This is a genomic window from Micromonospora sp. AP08, from assembly GCF_008085935.1.
GTDB classification, from domain to species: domain Bacteria; phylum Actinomycetota; class Actinomycetes; order Mycobacteriales; family Micromonosporaceae; genus Micromonospora; species Micromonospora chersina.
The window spans coordinates 111,212-127,775 of sequence record NZ_VSEZ01000014.1 but is presented as its reverse complement, the minus strand read 5'-3'; the positions used below and the strand labels follow the sequence as shown (position 1 = coordinate 127,775).

The window sequence follows — 16,564 nt, the reverse complement described above, 5'->3', positions numbered from 1 at the left end:
GGTCACATCCCCTCGTCGGGCGACCAGGCGGCCGCCGCCATGTCCACCCCCGCGGGGCGCAGCGGGCAGCCCTCGGCGCGCAGCCGGGCCCGCGCCTCCACCTCGTGCCCCGGTGGCAGCCGGCCGGCCGAGTTCACCACCCGGTGCCAGGGCACCCCGCCCCCGTGCCGCGCCATGATCGAGCCGACCAGCCGGGCCGAGGCCCGCCCCGACCGGTCCGCGAGGGCGTCGGCCACCGCCCCGTACGACATCACCCGGCCGGGCGGAATCCGCTCGACCAGGTCCAGCACCGCCTCGACGTACTCGTCAGGTGTCACGGGCTGCCACGATATGGGAACGCGCCGAGGTGCGGCGGACCGCAGCGCGCAGAATGGTCCGGTGCGCGAAGCAGTCACCTCGGCCCGCCGGATCGTCGTCAAGATCGGCTCGTCCTCGCTGACCACCCCGGCGGGCGGCCTGGACGACAGCCGGGTCGACGCGCTGGTCGACGCGCTCGGCGCGCTGGCCGCCGCGGGGCGCGAGGTGGTGCTGGTCTCCTCCGGCGCGATCGCCGCCGGCCTGGCCCCGCTCGGGCTGCCCCGGCGCCCCCGCGACCTGGCCACCCAGCAGGCCGCCGCCAGCGTCGGGCAGGGCCTGCTCATCGGCCGGTACGCGACGGCCTTCGCCCGGCACCGGCTGACCGTCGGGCAGGTGCTGCTCACCGTCGACGACGTGACCCGGCGGGCGCACTACCGCAACGCCTACCGGACCCTGCGCAAGCTGCTCGACCTGCGGGCCGTGCCGATCGTCAACGAGAACGACACGGTGGCCACCGAGGAGATCCGGTTCGGCGACAACGACCGGCTGGCCGCGCTGGTCGCCGCCCTGGTCGACGCCGACCTCCTGGTGCTGCTGTCGGACGTGGACGCGCTCTGGACCGGCGACCCGGCCCGCGCCGGCAGCACCCGGATCACCGAGGTGCACGGCGAGGGCGACCTGGCCGGCGTCGACATCGGCGGGGCCGGCCGGGCCGGCGTGGGCACCGGCGGCATGGTCACCAAGGTCGAGGCGGCCCGGATCGCCACCGGCTTCGGCATCCCCGTCGTGCTCACGGCCGCGCCGCTGGCCTCGCCGGCGCTGGCCGGCGAGCCGGTCGGCACCTTCTTCCACCCGAGCAGCCGGCGCCCGGCCGCCCGCCTCTTCTGGCTGGCGCACGCCACCGCGCCGCGCGGCCGGCTGCACCTCGACCCGGGCGCGGTGCAGGCGGTGGTGGGCCGGCGCAAGTCGCTGCTCCCGGCCGGGATCACGGCGGTCGACGGCGCGTTCACCGCCGGGGACCCGGTGGACCTGGTCGACACCGAGGGCGCGCCGGTCGCCCGCGGGCTGGTCAACTACGACGCGGTCGAGCTGCCCGGGCTGCTCGGCCGCTCCACCACGGAACTCGCCGCGGCGCTCGGCCCGGCGTACGAACGGGAGGTCGTCCACCGCGACGACCTCGTGCTGCTGTGAGGAGTACGCACATGAGCGTGGTCGAGCAGGCCCGCCGGGCCCGGAGCGCGGCGGAGGCCCTCGCGGTCGCCACCCGTACGGTCAAGGACGCCGCGTTGCAGGCGATGGCCGACGCGCTGGTGGCGCGTACCCCGGAGATCCTGACCGCGAACGCGGCGGACCTGGCGGCCGGGCGGGAGGCCGGGCTGAGCGCGGCCGTGCTGGACCGGCTGGCCCTCGACGAGGGGCGGGTGGTTGGCATCGCCGACGCGCTGCGCCAGATGGCCGCGCTGCCCGACCCGGTGGGCGAGGTGGTCCGCGGCGCGACCCTGCCCAACGGGCTGGAGCTGCGTCAGGTCCGGGTGCCGTTCGGGGTGGTCGGCATCATCTACGAGGGCCGCCCCAACGTGACCGTCGACGCGGCCGGGATCTGCCTGAAGTCCGGCAACGCCGCGCTCCTGCGCGGCTCCTCCTCGGCGGCGCACTCCAACGCCGCCCTGGTCGCGGTGCTGCGCGACGCCGTCGCCGGCGCCGGCCTGCCGGCCGACACGGTGCAGCTCCTCGACTCCAGCACCCGCGACTCGGTCAAGGAGCTGATGCGCGCCCGCGGCCTGGTCGACGTGCTGATCCCGCGCGGCGGCGCGTCGCTGATCCGCACCGTGGTCGAGGAGTCCACCGTGCCGGTGATCGAGACCGGGGTGGGCAACTGCCACGTCTACGTGGACGCCGCCGCCGACCTGGCCAAGGCCGTGGCCGTCACCCTGAACTCGAAGACCCAGCGCCTCTCCACCTGCAACACGGCCGAGTCGTTGCTGGTGCACGCGGGCATCGCGGACGCCTTCCTGCCGGCCGTGCTGGCCGCCTTCGCCGACGCCGGGGTGACCGTGCACGGCGACGCGCGGGTGGCGGCCTACTCAGACGCCGTGGTGCCGGCAACCGAGGAGGACTTCGACACCGAGTACCTCTCCGCCGACATCTCCGTCGCGGTGGTCGACTCGCTGGACGCGGCCGTCGCGCACATCCGGCGGCACGGCACCGGGCACACCGAGGCGATCGTCACCGACTCCCAGCCGGCGGCCCGCGAGTTCGTGGCCCGGGTGGACGCCGCCGCCGTGATGGTGAACGCCTCGACCCGGTTCACCGACGGCGGCGAGTTCGGCTTCGGCGCCGAGATCGGCATCTCCACGCAGAAGCTGCACGCCCGCGGCCCCATGGGGCTGCCCGAGCTGACCAGCACCAAGTACGTGGTCACCGGGGACGGCCACCTCCGCTGACCCGGGCGACTCAGGCGGTGGGGGCGGCCGGCTCCGGCGGCGCCGACTCCGGTGGCGGAGCGGCCGGCGGGGCCGGCCTCGGCAACGGCACGACGGGCGGCAGGACCAGCTCGCCCGGGGGCGCCGGGCGCGGCGCGGGCACCAGCGGCGCCACGAACGGCGCGCCGGAGACCGGGGCCTCGGGCGTGGTCGGGCGGCAGGCGCGGATCGCCCGCAACGTCGTGTGCACGTCGAACTGGTGGCCGTCGTCGCTGTCCCAGCCGCCGTCACTGCGCTGGGTCTCGGCCAGCCGCCGGCGGGCCGAGACCAGCAGCCACTGCTCCTCGCCCACGTCGACCCGGCGCAGCGTGGCGGCGAGCCAGGCCACGTCGGCCGGGGACATCTGCGGGATGCGCTCGGCCAGGACCGCCTGGATCCGGGCCGACTCGTAGTACATCTGCTGGCGGTGCAGCACGGCCGCGGCGAGCCAACCGGCGGGCAGGAAGGACGGCCAGCTGCCGTCGGGCGCGAGCTGCGCGGCGAGCGCCTGGGCGGCCCCCTGCACCACGCCGGCGTACGCCCCGCCGACCCGGTGGTCGAGCGGGCCGGCGGCGCGGGCGTCCAGCCCGGCCACGGTGAGCCAGAACCCGGCGTTGGCGGTGAGGAAGAGCCGCGCCTCCGGGTCGCCCGGGGTGGCCCACTCGGGGGCGAACCCGGCCAGCGACGGGTCCTCGTCCCAGCCGCCGTCGGCGAGCTGCCGGGCGGCCAGCCAGTCCAGGGCGTGCCGGGCGGCCGGGCGGCCCAGCGCCCCGAGGTCGTCCAGCTCGGCCAGGCGGTAGCAGGTCGCGTCGACCGAGGCGACCTCGCCGTCGAGCACGGCGGGCCACCCGCCGCCGGGCGCCTGCCCGGACTCGGCCGCGTCGAGCAGGTCCGGCGGCACCGGGGCGCCGGTGCGCAGCCGGGAGAGGCGGGCGCGGTCCACCGCGTCGCCGTGCGCCACGACGAAGCCGATCGCCGCGTCCAGATCCACCACGGCAGTCACGCTACCGGCGCAAACGTGGTTACGCCTCGGTAGCTCGGCCAGGGGTGGCCCGGCCCACCGGCGGTGTGACGAAGGGCCCTCCCGGCAGACCGGGAGGGCCCAACGACCGCGACCTCAGTACGCCGGCAGCGACGGGTCGATCTGCTTGATCCAGGAGAGCACCCCGCCCTGGACGTGCACGGCGTCCCGGAAGCCGGCCGCCTTCAGCGCGGCGAGCGCCTCGGCGGAGCGGACGCCGGACTTGCAGTGCAGCACGATCTGCTTGTCCTGCGGGAGCTTCGCCAGCGCGTCGCCCGAGATGATCTCCCCCTTGGGGATGAGGGTGGCGCCGGGGATCCGGACGATCTCGTACTCGGCCGGCTCGCGGACGTCGACCAGGAAGATGTCCTTGCCGGCGTCCTGCCAGTCCTTCAGCTCCAGCGCGGTGATGGTCGAGTCGACCACCGCCTCCTGCGCCTCGTCGGAGACCGCGCCGCAGAAGTCCTCGTAGTCCTCCAGCAGGTCGGTGACCGTGGGGTTCTCGCCGCAGAGCACGCAGTTCGGGTCCTTGCGGACCTTGATCTTGCGGTAGCTCATCTCCAGGGCGTCGTAGACCATCAGCCGGCCGACCAGCGGCTCGCCGATGCCGGCCAGCAGCTTGATCGCCTCGTTGACCTGAATCGACCCGATGGACGCGCAGAGCACGCCCAGCACGCCGCCCTCGGCGCAGGACGGGACCATGCCGGGCGGCGGCGGCTCCGGGTAGAGGCAGCGGTAGCAGGGACCGTGCTCGGCCCAGAACACCGACGCCTGGCCGTCGAACCGGTAGATCGAACCCCAGACGTACGGCTTGCCGAGCAGCACGGCCGCGTCGTTGACCATGTAGCGGGTGGCGAAGTTGTCGGTGCCGTCGACGATCAGGTCGTAGCCGGAGAAGATCTCCCGGACGTTGTCCCGGTCCAGCGCGGTGTTGTGGATCTCCACGTTGACCAGCGGGTTGATCTCGCGGATCGAGGCGGCGGCGGACTCGGCCTTGGACCGGCCGACGTCGGAGACGCCGTGGATGATCTGGCGCTGGAGGTTGGACTCGTCGACGGTGTCGAAGTCGATGATGCCGAGGGTGCCGACGCCGGCGGCGGCCAGGTACATGAGGGCCGGCGAGCCGAGACCGCCGGCGCCCACACAGAGCACCCGGGCGTTCTTCAGCCGCTTCTGCCCCTCCACCCCGACGTCCGGAATGATCAGGTGGCGCGAGTAGCGACGGATCTCGTCTACGGTCAGCTCGGCGGCGGGCTCGACGAGCGGGGGCAACGACACGGTGGACTCCCCGGGATCGGCGGTGGGACCGCGCCATTGTCGCTCGCCCCGGTAGGGATCGGCCATGATGAGGGCCACGTCGCCCGACATGCGGGAGCGGGAATAACTCAGACCCCGTCGGTCGGCTCGCCGGAGTAGCGGACCCCGTCGACGTACGGCCAGGCGTTCGCCACGCAGCCGTCCAGCCCGTACGTCTGCTGCTGCATCACCGGCGCCGGCTCGCCGGGCCCGGGGCAGGCCTGGTGCAGCTCGCCGAACTCGTGCCCGACCTCGTGGTTGACCACGTACGTCCGGTAGACCTCCAGCGGGGCGCCGTAGTCGGGCACCGCCTCCATCCAGCGGGCCAGGTTGATGACGACCCGTCCGGGCAGCCGGCAGGAGGTGTACCGCTCGGTGCTCAGGCCGCCCTCGGCGCACATCCGCTCGGAGGTGGCCGGGGTGGCCAGGTAGATGGTGAAGTCGGCGGCGGCCGCCTCGGGCACCCGCTGCACCCGCAGCTGCCCGGAGGCGATCCAGCTGCGCGGGTCGCCGAGCACCGCGTCCACGGTGGCGGCGAACTCGTCCGCGTCCTGCCCGGCGTCCCGCTCGACCTCGATCCGGTAGCGGCGCAGCGGGCCGTCGTGGCCGCGTACGGGTGACCGGCCGTCGGCCGCCGCGAAGCTGCCGGGGCCCGCGGTGGGATACCCGCCCGGCTCGGTCCGGGTCCCCGCGCCCGCGCCGTTGGCCAGCGACGGATCGGCGGCGGACAGCGGATGCCGGGTGGACAGGTGCACCGGCCAGTCCGGGCCGGCCAGCCGGGTCGCCCCGAACGCGCCGGCGGCCGCGGCGAGCAGCACCGCCAGGAGCAGCACGGCCCGCCGGCGGCGGCGCATCCGGCGCAGGCCGGGACGGGCCGGCGCCGGGATCCCGGGGTGGGCCGGTGGACGGTCGAAGTCCAGCCGGGTCGACGGGCGGTCACGGGCCGGCGCGGGGTCCTCAGGCGGGTCGTAAGGGGACGACGGCGTCATGACACCAGCGTGCCATGACAATTCGGGCAATTAGCTCTTTTCGCCGACCTTTCCGCGAAATACTGCTCATCGCCAGGATCAGGTCTTTCACACCGCCGGACCGGTGTACCGCTTCCCGGACAGGTACGGCCACGGGTTGGGCCGGCAGCCGTTCAGGAAGAGCGTCTGCTGCTGCATCACCGGGGCCGCCCGGCCCGGCCCCGGGCAGGCCTCGTGGTGGTGCCCCAACTGGTGGCCCACCTCGTGGTTGATCACGTAGAGCCGGTAGGTGTCCAGCGGCAGCTTCGCCGCGACCAGGTGCGGCGCCGAGGTCCGCCACCGGTCCAGGTTGATCACCACCTTGCCGGTGACCCGACAGGACGTGTACGGCACCCCGCCCACCCGGATGTTGATGCCCCCGGCGCCGCAGAGCCGGCCCGCGGTGTCCCGGGTGGCCAGGTAGATGGTGAAGTCGGACGCGTTGCCCGGGCCGACCCGCTGCAACCGCAGCCGGCCACCGTCCACCCAGCTCCCCGGCCCGGCCAGCGCCCGCTGCACGGCGTCGCCGAAGGCGTGCACGTCCTCACCCGAGCCGTCCTCCACCGCCACCCGGAACCGGCGCAGCACCCCGGCCCGGCCCAGCACCCCGCCGGTCCGGTCGTCGTAACCGAAGCTCCCCCGCCCGTGCGACGGCACCGGTCCGGGCAGGCTGAGCACCGGCGCCACCGGGGCACTCGACACCGGGTCCGTCGACGGCGACGGCGACGGTGAGGGCGACGGCGACGCGCCCGACGGCGGCGGCGCACTGGCCGGCACGGGCGCCCGGGCCGCCGAACCGACATCGACGAGCGCCTCGGCCGCCGGATGTTGCAGGGCGACGCCGATGCCGACCGCGGCGGCGGCGAGGAAGGCGCAGACCACGACAGCGGAACGCCAGCGGCCGGCGGGCGGGGCGGTGGGCCGCGCGGCACGCGGACGGACGGAGGTGGGCATCCGGCTCAGCCTGCCATGTCGCGCCGCCGCCCGCTCTCCCCCGTTTCGGCGATCAGCTCGCTGGCCTGCCCCTCCGGGCGCTCGATCACGGTCCTCGCGCCGGCGTCGCCTGGTCCTCGCTCGGCGCCCGGCTGCGCCGCCCAGGTGCGGTCCCCGCCGGGCGGCGACCCGGCGGGGGACGCCTCGGCCAGCAGCGCCAGCACCGCCCGCGCCACGGTGCGAGGCACCTCCAGCTGGGCCACGTGCCCGACCCCGTCGAGCAGCAGCAGGCGGCTGTCCGGGATCACCCGGGCGGCCTGCGGCGCCACCCGCACGTCGACCAGCCGGTCCTGCCGCCCGCCCACCACGAGCGTCGGCGCCCGCACCGCCGACGCCAGCCGCCACAGCGAGCCCGACCCCGGCAGGTACGACCGCAGGAAGCTGGACACCAGGCCACGGAACGTCCGGACGTAGGCGGCGGCGTAGTGGGCCGCCTCGTACCGGATCCGGATCTCCTCGACCGCCTCCAGCCGGCGCTGCGCGCTGATCCGGGTCAGGTCGGCGATGCACGCCTCCATCACCTGCTGCGCCATCACCTCGGGGGCGAGCTGGGCCAGCCGCCAGGCGGCCAGCCGCTCGCCCCGGGGGATCGCCAGCAGCGGCAGCATCCGGCCCTGCAACGAGCGCCGGAAGTCCAGGAACGGCAGGGCCGGGGAGATCAGGGTCAGCGTCCGCACCAGGTCCGGCCGCAGCGCCGCCACCCGGACCGTGACGGCGCCGCCCAGCGAATTGCCGAACAGGTGCACCGGCCCCCGGTCGCTGTGCTCGATCCAGCGGACCACCCGGTCCGCGAAGGCCGGCACGGTGTAGCGCCGACCGGGCTCGCTGCGCCCGAAACCGGGCAGGTCGATCGCCTGACCGTCGAGCCGGTCGGCGAGCAGGCCGGCCAGGTCCGTCCAGTTCTGCGACGAGCCACCGAGGCCGTGCACGTAGAGCGCCGGCTCGGCGCCGGGAGCGGTGGCCGGGGTGTCCCGCACGTACGTCACCGTGCCGTCGAGCCGGACGTTCCGGCCGGGCCAGGGCGGCGGGACGTGGTGCGCGGGCAGGAGGTGGTCCGGCCAGAGGGCGGCGGGCTTCATGGCTCCAGTCTTCCCGGACCGGCCCGGCCCGACACCGGCTCAGGCGAGCAGCGCCTCCAGCCGGCGGTTCACCGCGGCCAGGGTGGCCCGCACGACGGCCTGCCGGGGATCCCCGGCGACCAGGGCCGAGCCGGCGAGCTGCTCCACCCAGCCGTCACAGACCAGCAGCACCACGACGGTCGCCACCTCGCAGTTGCCGAACGGCACCACGGCGGCGTGCTCGACGAAGCACCGGCCCCGCTCGCCGGCCGGCGCGGCCCGGCCGAGCAGTTCGTCCACGGCGGCGGCCGCGGCCACCGCGCAGAGCCGCAGCACGTAGCCGTCGACGGCCGGCCCGGTGGAGTGGCCCTCCGCCGTCCGGTCCCCGGCGATCAGGCGGACCTCCACGGTGGCATCGAGGCCGAAGGTGCTCACCTGGACGTGGTCGATCACCACCCGGGGCCCTGGCAGGCCGCCGGTGTCCAGCGGTCGCGACGGCGCGGTCTCCGTCGTGCTCATCTGCCCACCGGAGTACGAGGTGCCGAGCGTGACCGGGCTGCCGGTGGGTGTGCCGGCCGGGGCGGTGGCCAGCGAGGACTCCTCCACCGTGGCGCGGCCCCGGTGGCCGCTGGCCTGCCGGCGGCGGCGCGGCGGCTCGATGCCCGGGTCGGCGCCCTCGGCCGGCGCCTCGGCGGGCCGGCCGGCGCGCGTCTCGGGCGCGGCGAACCGACCCTCCCCGGACCGGTTCTCGGCCGGCCGGTTGGTGCCGGACCGAGCCGGCCCACCCAGGTCCTCGGCCGGACGGGACTGCGGTGCCGACCGTGCCCGGTTCGTCAGGTCCTCGGCCGGACGGGACTGCGGCGCCGACCGGAGCGCGCCGGGCCGGTCCTCGGTCGGGCGGGGCTCGGCGGCGCGGTCGGTGCGCGGCTGGGCCGACCGGCGGCGGACCGGGGGCGGCGGGGCCGCGGGGGCGCCGGACAGGTTCTGCGGGGCGGCGGCCAACCCCATCCGCTCCTGGAGCAGGCGGGCCACCATCCGGCTCACCTCGGCCGGATCCGCGCCGTCGGCGAGGTCCAGCCGGAGGCTGTGCGCCCCGGCCGGGGTGCGGCGCAGCGCCGCGTCCCGGACGCCGGCCACCTCGCGGACGGCGTCGAGGATCGCGTTGACGTCGAAGCCCTCCGGCCGCTCGCGCAGCGGCGCGGGCTCGTCGTCGCGGCGCAGGTGGGTGGCGATGCGGGCGAGTTCCGGGGTCTCGGCGGACGGTTCCACGGCGGGCGGCTCCGGCACGACGGGCACGTCCGGCTCGGCAGGGACGCGCTGCGGCAGCACCGGGGTGGGCTCCGCCGACCGGGGGTCGGCGGCCGCCTCGGCGGTCGGCGCCGGCTCGGGCGCGGACCGGCGGGCCGCGTAGGGAGGTGCGCTCGTCGGGGCGGGCGCGGGGTCGCGGTCGACGGGGGCCCCGCCACCGGTGGCGGGGGCCCGGGACGCGCCGGCCGGCTCGGCGGGCGGCTGGTCGGCCGCGCCCGGCAGCCGGTACGGCCGGCCCTCCCGCTCCTCGGCGGCGCGGGCGGCCGGCGCGTAGCCGGTGGACGGCGGGCCGGCGGGCGCCTCGCGGGGCACCGGCGGGGCGCTGGTCGGGGCGGTGCGCGGCGGCGCGCTGAACGGGGTCACCGGCACGGGCGGCCCGGCCCAGGGCGGTCGCTCGGGGATCTCGCGGGCGGCCGGCTCGTACGCCGGGCGGGGCTCGGGCTCACTGCGGGACACCTGGTACGGCCGGGACGGCTCGGGGCGGGGCGCCTCGTAGCCCGCGGGCTGCTCGGCCCGGACCGGCTCGTACGGGCGGGCCGGCTCCGGCCGGGGCGGATCGTAGGCGCCGGGCGGCTCGAACCGGGCCGGCTCGTACGGCGGGGAGGGCTCGGGCGCCCACTCCTCGCGGCCGGCCCGGCGGCCGACCGGCTCGTCCTCGCCGGCACGGCGGCCGGGGGGCTCCTCCTCGCGGGCGCGGCGGCCGGCCGGCTGGTCCTCGCGGCCCCACGGCGGCGCCCAGCTCCCGACCGGGCTCGGGCGGTTCCAGGCCGGGCCGGGCCACTCCGGCTCCTCGACCGGGCGGCGCTCCCCGGCATCCCGGTCGTCGGCCGCGGCGCGCGGCTGCTCGGCGGCCGGCCGGCGTTCCTCGGCGGGGCCGGCGGGCGGGGCCGAGGTGGGCCGGTCGGCCCAACCCCGGGAGAGCGACGGCGCCTCGGCCGGCGGCTGCTCCGGCGGGAAGCGGTCGGCCCAGCCGGCGGAGGCGGGCGTCTCGGTCGCGGGCTGTTCCGGGGGGTGGCGGTCGGCCCAGCCGCGGGAGAGCGACGGGGCGGGTTCGGAGCGCTCGCCGGTCGGTGCGTGGAAGCCGGGAGGCACCTCGAAGCCGGAGGCGGCGGCGCCGACCGGCGGCACCTGGAGGGCCGGCGGCGCGGACGTGGGGCCGCTCTCCGTCCAGCGGGTGGCGCGCGGCGTGTCGTCGGAGGTGTGCCGGGACCCGGGCTCCACCTCGGCGGTCGGCTGCTCGACCGCGGGCGCCGGCCGCGGGGCCGGCACGACCAGCCGGTCGCCGCCGGTCTCCCGGCGCGGCTCGTCCGCGGGCGGGGCGCTGACCGGCGCCTGGCGGGTCACGGGCGACTCCTCCCCGGCGTGGTGCACGCCGTTGACGTGACGGCCGTTGACCCGGGCCGGCGGCTCCTCGGCGGCCAGCCCCGGCAGCGGGGCCGGCAGATCGCCGTGCCGGGGGGACGAGGCGCCCCAGCCGGTGGTGAGGTCGGCGCGGGGCCAGGCGCCGGGCGCCGGTGCGCCCCGGGCCCAGCCGGTCGCCGGGGGCGCCCATCCGCTGCCGGCGTGGGCAAGGTCGTCCTGCTGACCCGTGCCGTCGCCGTGCTCTCCCGGGGTGGCGGCTCCGGGTTGCCCTGATTCACTCACCGCGCGCTCCTTGGTCGCCCCCGCTGAGGCTACCGTGTGGTGACAGTGGCGATAAGTTACAGCGGCGGGCCAATTCCGCGCCGGGTTCACCAACCCGGACCGGTTCGGGTGATAAGTGCCGGCTCGTACAGAGAAACTCGGAGGTTCCCATGACCGCTGTGGGGAACGGTGCGCAGACCGCCGGCCGGCCCACCCGCCTGCCCCGCTCGGCGCGGCGCAAGCAGCTGCTCGCGGCCGCCCAGGAGGTGTTCGTCGCGCAGGGCTACCACGCCGCCGCGATGGACGACATCGCCGAGCGGGCGGGAGTCTCCAAGCCCGTGCTCTACCAGCACTTCCCCGGGAAGATGGAGCTCTACCTGGCGCTGCTGGACACGCACTGCGACGCCATCGTGGCGAAGGTGCACGACGCGATGCGCGGCACCCAGGACAACAAGGAGCGGGTCGGCGCCTCGGTGCGCGCGTACTTCGACTTCGTGGATCACGAGAGCGAGGCGTTCCGGCTGGTCTTCGAGTCGGACCTGCGCAACGACCCGGCCGTCCGGCAGCGGGTGGAGCGGGTGGAGCAGGGCTGCATCGCCGCGATCACCGACACCATCATCTCGGACACCGGCGTGAGCCGGGCGCACGCCGAGCTGCTCGCCTCCGGCCTGGTCGGCGCGGCCGAGACGGCCGCCCAGTTCTGGCTGGCCGGCGGCCGCCAGGTGCCCAAGGCGGAGGCCGAGGCACTGGTCGCGGCCCTGTCCTGGCGGGGCATCGCCAGCTTCCCGCTGCAAGGTGAGTCAGCCTGAACATCGGGCCGCCAGATCGGATAGCCTTCCCACGGTGGCTTTTTCGCCCCAGTTGAGGAGGCACAGTGGAGGTCAAGATCGGCGTGCAGTACGCGCCGCGGGAGCTGGTCCTGGAGAGCGCGCAGTCGCCGGCCGAGATCGAGCAGATCGTGACCGACGCCGTCGCCAAGGGTGAGGGCACCCTCTCCCTGACCGACGAGAAGGGCCGGCGGGTCATCGTGCCGGTCACGAAGGTCGCCTACGTCGAGATCGCGGAGGCCTCGCCCCGCGCGGTCGGTTTCACCGTCCGCTGATACCCGCCGGCCCGCCGTGGCGGGGGCATCCCGTCACGGCGGCGCAGGGCGTCAGTTGTTCAGCCCCGCGGCGGTCATCCGCGCGGTGTGCGCGTCGGTCAGCCGGCGGAACAGCGCCGGCACGTCCACGCCCTCGCGGGAGATCAGCGCGGTGAGGGCGCCCCGGTCGGCGGCGGCGACCCGGCCGGCCTGGGAGAGCGCCTCGCCTACCAGGCGCCGGGCCCACATGGAGAGCCGGTTGGCCACCCGGGGGTCGGCTTCGACGGCGGCCCGGATCTCGGTGGCGGCGAACTCGGCGTACCGGGAGTCGTGCAGCACGTCGAGGATCAGGCGCCGGTCCGGCCCGTCGAGGCCGCCGGCGATCTCGCGCAGGAAGTCGTCGCTGATGGCGTCGCCCACGTACGCCTTGGTCACCGCCTCCAGCCAGTCCTTCGGCTCGGTCGAGTCGTGGTACGCCCGCAACGCCTCGACGTAGGGGGCCATGGCCTCGTCGGGGGTCACGCCGAGCGCGGTGATCCGGTCGGCGATCCAGCGGTAGTGGGCGATCTCGGCGGCGGCCATCTGGCTCAGCGCGGCCCGTCGGCGCAGGTCGGGGGCGAGGCGGGCATCGGCGGCCAGCCGGTCGAAGGCGAGCAGCTCGCCGTACGCCACGAGGCCGAGCAGGTCGACCAGGGCGGGGTCGGGGGCGGACACGAGCGCAGGCTACCGTCCAGGCGCAAGACCCGCTGAGGCGTGACCCAGGTCACACCGATCACCCCTGGCCGCCGTGCGGTGACCGGAATCAGGACGGCCCCGGTGCCGTTCAGCTAAGATGACACAGTTGCCGTGGGCACCGATTCGTTCAGCTGAGCTGATCAGCACCGGTCCCCGGCGCGCGTGCGGCCCGGTCCGGCTCGGCGATCACCGCCCCCGACCGTGTGGCCCGCGCCATACCGTTCGCGCCCTGAGGACATGACGGGGCGCACCACGAGAGGGCACCCCCAAATCCATATGAGCGAGCAGATTCAAGGCCAGGAACTGGCCCCCACCGCTCCGGTCCGTCCGGAGGCTCCCACCTTCGCCGAACTCGGCGCCCGCCAGGAGACCGTCGAGGCGCTGGCCGCCGCCGGCATCACCCGCGCCTTCGCCATCCAGGAGTACGCGCTGCCCATCGGGCTGCGCGGCGTCGACCTGATCGGCCAGGCGCCGACCGGCACCGGCAAGACCCTCGGCTTCGGCATCCCGCTGCTGGAGCGCGTCTTCGCCCCCTCCGAGGGCGGCGACGGCGTGCCGCAGGCGCTGGTCGTCGTGCCCACCCGCGAGCTGGGCCTCCAGGTCGCCAAGGACCTCGACGCCGCGGGGCGCACCCGGGGCGTCCGGGTGCTGCCGATCTACGGCGGCGTCGCGTACGAGCCGCAGATCGACGCGCTGCGCAAGGGCGTCGAGATCCTGGTCGGCACCCCGGGCCGGCTGCTGGACCTGGCCAAGCAGAAGCACCTCCGGCTCGACCGGGTGCACGCGCTGGTGCTCGACGAGGCCGACCGGATGCTCGACCTGGGCTTCCTGGACGACGTCGAGAAGATCCTGGCCATGCTGCCGGAGGACCGGCAGACCATGCTGTTCTCCGCCACCATGCCGGACCCGATCGTCGCGCTGTCCCGGCGCTTCCTGCGCCGGCCGGTGACCATCCACGCCGGGCACACCGCCGAGACCGGCCCGTCGCCGCAGACCCAGCAGCTGGTCTACCGCACCCACTCGATGAACAAGGTCGAGATCGTGGCGCGCATCCTCCAGGCGGAGGGCCGCGGGCTCACCATGATCTTCACCCGGACCAAGCGGGCCGCCGACCGGGTGGCCGAGGATCTGGACTTCCGCGGTTTCGCGGTCGCCGCCGTCCACGGCGACCTGGGCCAGGGCGCCCGGGAGCGGGCGCTGCGGGCGTTCCGCGCCGGCAAGATCGACATCCTGGTGGCCACCGACGTGGCGGCCCGCGGGCTCGACGTCACCGGCGTCACCCACGTCATCAACTACGACTGCCCCGAGGACCAGGACACCTACACCCACCGGATCGGCCGCACCGGCCGGGCCGGGGCGTCCGGTGTCGCGGTGACCTTCGTCGACTGGGACGACATGCCCCGCTGGCGGATCATCGACAAGACCCTGGGGCTCGACATGCCCGAGCCGCCGGAGACCTACCACACCTCCCCGCACCTCTACACCGACCTGGACATCTCCCGCGACATCAGCGGCACCCTGCCGACCGCCGAGCGCACCCGCGCCGGCCTGTCGGCCGAGGTCGAGGAGGACCTGGGCGGCGGCCGCTCGCGGCGCGGCGAGCGCGGCGAGCGCGGCCCGCGGCGCGGCGAGGGCCGGGGCGAGGGCCGCGGCCGGGAGCGCCGCCGGGGTCGCGACGGCGACACCGGTGCGGCGCCCGAGGGCGCGTCGACCGAGGCGTCCGCCGAGGAGAGCACCCGCAGCCCGCGCCGCCGCCGGCGTCGCCGGGCGGGCGAGACGGTGGCCGGCGAGGCCACCGCGGTGATCTCCGCCGAGGGTGGCGCCGAGCCGGCCGCGGCCGCCGAGGGCGACTCGGCCGCCAAGCCGCGCCGCCGCCGGCGCCGCCGTGGTGGCGGTGGCGGGGGCACCGGCACGCCGGCCGAGGCGACCGCCGACTGACCCGCGAGACATCCGACGTCCCCCGTACCGGTCATCCGGTGCGGGGGACGTCCCCGTTCCACCTGCCCCCCGGCCGACCCCAGGAAGAGGAAGCCATGCCGGAACCGCTGGATGCCGCGCTGAGCGAGGTGCGGGCGCTGCTGCTCGACCCCGCCCTGACCCGGGCGGTCGCCGCCGGGCGTCGCCGCGGCCAGCGCCCCTCCGTGGTCCGCGCCGAACTGCGTCCGGTCACCCTGAAGGGTGGCCCCCGGCTCCAGATCTCCACGTCCGACGGGGCCCGGCCGTACACCCGGAACGTGGCGCCGGGCGCGGAGGCCGGCACGGCGGTCGACGCGCTGCTCGCCGAGCCCTTCGGCAACTGGCACGTGGAGACCGCCGACAGCACGATCCAGCTCCGGGTGACCAAGTCGGGCGAGGCGCAGGTGCACCGGGCGGCGGCGAGCCGGCCGGCGCCGGAGCCCGGCGGCCATGACCGGGCCAAGGACTGGCTGCTCGACCCGGGTGACCCGATCTTCGCCGAGATCGGCGGCTCGGCCGCCAAGCGCCGCCAGGTGGACGCGTTCCTCCGGGCGCTGGCCGCCACCCTGCCGGACGACCTGACCGGGCCGCTGCGCGTGGTGGACCTGGGCTGCGGCAACGCCTACCTGACCTTCGCGGCCCACCGCTACCTGTCCCAGCGCGGCCTGGACGTGACGCTGGTCGGGGTGGACGTCCGCGAGGACCAGCGCCGGCGCAACACCGAGCTGGCCGAGCGGCTGGGCTGGGCCGACCGGGTGAGCTTCGTGGCCGGCACCATCCTCGACGCCCAGGTCGAACCGGCCCCGGACCTGGTGCTCGCCCTGCACGCCTGCGACACGGCGACCGACGAGGCGCTGGCCCGGGCGCTGCGCTGGGACGCCCGCTGGGTGCTCGCCGCCCCGTGCTGCCACCACGACGTGGCCGCCCAGCTGCGGGCCCGGCCCGCGCCGCGGCCGTACGAGCTGCTCACCCGGCAGGGCATCCTGCGCGAGCGGTTCGCCGACGTGCTCACCGACGCGCTGCGCGCCGGCCTGCTCCGGCTGCACGGCTACCGCGCCGAGGTGGTGGAGTTCGTCGACTCCCGGCACACCCCGCGCAACCTGCTGATCCGGGCCCGGCGCACCGGGAGCGCGCCGACCGACGACCAGCGCGCCGAGTATCGCGAGCTGGTCGACCAGTGGGGCGTCACGCCCCGGCTGGAGACGCTGCTCGCCGACCGCGCCTAGCGGCGGCGGTCGCCGCGGTTGCGCTCCGCGCGGTCGAACGCGGGGACCCGCTCGCCGGGACCGCGGTTGGCGGGCCGGTCGCCGTCCTGGGACGAGGTCGGGAACGGCACCACCTTCGCCGACTCGTCGGCGTTGCCGGCGGCGGCGAACGCGTCCCACGAGATGTCGACCAGCACGCGCTTGAGCTCGGCGTGCCGGGCGGCGGCGTTGCGCTGGAGCGCCATCCGGGCGCCCAGCACCACGCCGACCAGCGTCGTGGTGATCGCGCCGGCCGCGGCGATCAGGTGCACGCCGGTCGCCTGGCTGCCGCGCACGGCCAGCACCAGCAGCCAGATCCAGAAGCCGAGGGCGAAGACGCCGGCCTTCGCCACGAAGAAGAGGCTGACCGCACCGGGACGGTGGGGCACGGGACGATCCGGCTCGGCCATGCTGCTCCTCGACGTCTGTTCGCTGCTCCGGCGGTCCGTCGATTTTAGTTGACGTGGCGCAACTGCCGATGCC

The 16,564-nt window shown here is 76.2% G+C and carries 14 protein-coding genes and 1 pseudogene; 6 read left to right on the top strand and 9 right to left on the bottom strand.

The window, feature by feature from the left end:
- Window positions 1–2: 2 nt before the first annotated feature.
- Entirely contained in the window at window positions 3–317 is a 315-nt protein-coding gene (locus FXF50_RS22550; RefSeq protein ID WP_091317788.1) for an MGMT family protein, read from the bottom strand.
- A gap of 13 nt (window positions 318–330) precedes the next feature.
- Between FXF50_RS22550 and proB the strand changes: the two genes are divergently transcribed.
- Both proB and FXF50_RS22540 read left to right on the top strand, forming a co-directional pair.
- On the top strand, window positions 331–1,488 hold the full coding sequence (gene proB, locus FXF50_RS22545; RefSeq protein ID WP_148430868.1) for a glutamate 5-kinase: 1,158 nt from the start codon (window positions 331–333) through the stop codon (window positions 1,486–1,488).
- A gap of 11 nt (window positions 1,489–1,499) precedes the next feature.
- Window positions 1,500–2,741: a glutamate-5-semialdehyde dehydrogenase gene (locus FXF50_RS22540; RefSeq protein ID WP_148430867.1), complete on the top strand. Its 1,242-nt coding sequence runs from the start codon at window positions 1,500–1,502 to the stop codon at window positions 2,739–2,741.
- Between the two features lie 193 nt (window positions 2,742–2,934).
- Here FXF50_RS22540 and FXF50_RS22535 read toward each other — a convergent pair.
- The 6 genes and pseudogenes from FXF50_RS22535 to FXF50_RS22510 all read right to left on the bottom strand — a co-directional run.
- Window positions 2,935–3,804, bottom strand: a pseudogene (locus FXF50_RS22535) (hypothetical protein); the annotation flags it as partial.
- A 72-nt stretch (window positions 3,805–3,876) separates the two neighbouring features.
- A complete protein-coding gene (gene moeZ / locus FXF50_RS22530; protein ID WP_187399775.1) occupies window positions 3,877–5,124 on the bottom strand; it encodes an adenylyltransferase/sulfurtransferase MoeZ in 1,248 nt (415 codons plus the stop codon).
- A 41-nt stretch (window positions 5,125–5,165) separates the two neighbouring features.
- Window positions 5,166–6,065, bottom strand: coding sequence for a DUF3152 domain-containing protein (locus tag FXF50_RS22525; protein WP_148430865.1), 900 nt, complete (start codon window positions 6,063–6,065; stop codon window positions 5,166–5,168).
- An 87-nt stretch (window positions 6,066–6,152) separates the two neighbouring features.
- Entirely contained in the window at window positions 6,153–7,037 is an 885-nt protein-coding gene (locus FXF50_RS22520) for a DUF3152 domain-containing protein (RefSeq protein WP_148430864.1), read from the bottom strand.
- Between the two features lie 5 nt (window positions 7,038–7,042).
- Window positions 7,043–8,155 (bottom strand): alpha/beta fold hydrolase, encoded by a 1,113-nt coding sequence (locus tag FXF50_RS22515; protein ID WP_148430863.1) that lies wholly within the window; start codon window positions 8,153–8,155, stop codon window positions 7,043–7,045.
- 39 nt (window positions 8,156–8,194) lie between these two features.
- The gene (locus FXF50_RS22510) at window positions 8,195–11,086 is read right to left on the bottom strand and encodes a hypothetical protein (protein ID WP_148430862.1); all 2,892 of its coding nucleotides are present in this window, start codon (window positions 11,084–11,086) and stop codon (window positions 8,195–8,197) included.
- A 149-nt stretch (window positions 11,087–11,235) separates the two neighbouring features.
- Here FXF50_RS22510 and FXF50_RS22505 point away from each other — a divergent pair, with 149 nt between their 5' ends.
- Window positions 11,236–11,874 (top strand): TetR/AcrR family transcriptional regulator, encoded by a 639-nt coding sequence (locus tag FXF50_RS22505; protein WP_107079693.1) that lies wholly within the window; start codon window positions 11,236–11,238, stop codon window positions 11,872–11,874.
- A 65-nt stretch (window positions 11,875–11,939) separates the two neighbouring features.
- Window positions 11,940–12,167, top strand: coding sequence for a DUF3107 domain-containing protein (locus tag FXF50_RS22500; protein ID WP_091317774.1), 228 nt, complete (start codon window positions 11,940–11,942; stop codon window positions 12,165–12,167).
- 51 nt (window positions 12,168–12,218) lie between these two features.
- On the opposite strand, the gene FXF50_RS22495 is transcribed toward FXF50_RS22500, so the two are convergent.
- Window positions 12,219–12,860, bottom strand: coding sequence for a ferritin-like fold-containing protein (locus FXF50_RS22495; protein WP_148430861.1), 642 nt, complete (start codon window positions 12,858–12,860; stop codon window positions 12,219–12,221).
- Between the two features lie 297 nt (window positions 12,861–13,157).
- On the opposite strand from FXF50_RS22495, the gene FXF50_RS22490 reads away from it, so the two are divergent.
- Together FXF50_RS22490 and FXF50_RS22485 are read left to right on the top strand one after the other, a co-directional pair.
- A complete protein-coding gene (locus tag FXF50_RS22490) occupies window positions 13,158–14,819 on the top strand; it encodes a DEAD/DEAH box helicase (RefSeq protein WP_148430860.1) in 1,662 nt (553 codons plus the stop codon).
- A gap of 95 nt (window positions 14,820–14,914) precedes the next feature.
- Window positions 14,915–16,063, top strand: coding sequence for an SAM-dependent methyltransferase (locus FXF50_RS22485; protein WP_148430859.1), 1,149 nt, complete (start codon window positions 14,915–14,917; stop codon window positions 16,061–16,063).
- Here FXF50_RS22485 and FXF50_RS22480 read toward each other — a convergent pair.
- Window positions 16,060–16,491 (bottom strand): hypothetical protein, encoded by a 432-nt coding sequence (locus FXF50_RS22480; protein WP_148430858.1) that lies wholly within the window; start codon window positions 16,489–16,491, stop codon window positions 16,060–16,062. The two genes, FXF50_RS22485 and FXF50_RS22480, sit on opposite strands and share 4 nt — an antisense overlap.
- Window positions 16,492–16,564: the final 73 nt, after the last annotated feature.

Coding starts and splice junctions, on each gene's coding strand:
- proB (WP_148430868.1), top strand. CDS start 331: ATGGGAACGCGCCGAGGTGCGGCGGACCGCAGCGCGCAGAATGGTCCG.
- FXF50_RS22540 (WP_148430867.1), top strand. CDS start 1,500: ATGAGCGTGGTCGAGCAGGCCCGCCGGGCCCGGAGCGCGGCGGAGGCC.
- moeZ (WP_187399775.1), bottom strand. CDS start 5,124: ATGGCCGATCCCTACCGGGGCGAGCGACAATGGCGCGGTCCCACCGCC.
- FXF50_RS22525 (WP_148430865.1), bottom strand. CDS start 6,065: ATGACGCCGTCGTCCCCTTACGACCCGCCTGAGGACCCCGCGCCGGCC.
- FXF50_RS22520 (WP_148430864.1), bottom strand. CDS start 7,037: ATGCCCACCTCCGTCCGTCCGCGTGCCGCGCGGCCCACCGCCCCGCCC.
- FXF50_RS22515 (WP_148430863.1), bottom strand. CDS start 8,155: ATGAAGCCCGCCGCCCTCTGGCCGGACCACCTCCTGCCCGCGCACCAC.
- FXF50_RS22505 (WP_107079693.1), top strand. CDS start 11,236: ATGACCGCTGTGGGGAACGGTGCGCAGACCGCCGGCCGGCCCACCCGC.
- FXF50_RS22490 (WP_148430860.1), top strand. CDS start 13,158: ATGAGCGAGCAGATTCAAGGCCAGGAACTGGCCCCCACCGCTCCGGTC.
- FXF50_RS22485 (WP_148430859.1), top strand. CDS start 14,915: ATGCCGGAACCGCTGGATGCCGCGCTGAGCGAGGTGCGGGCGCTGCTG.
- FXF50_RS22480 (WP_148430858.1), bottom strand. CDS start 16,491: ATGGCCGAGCCGGATCGTCCCGTGCCCCACCGTCCCGGTGCGGTCAGC.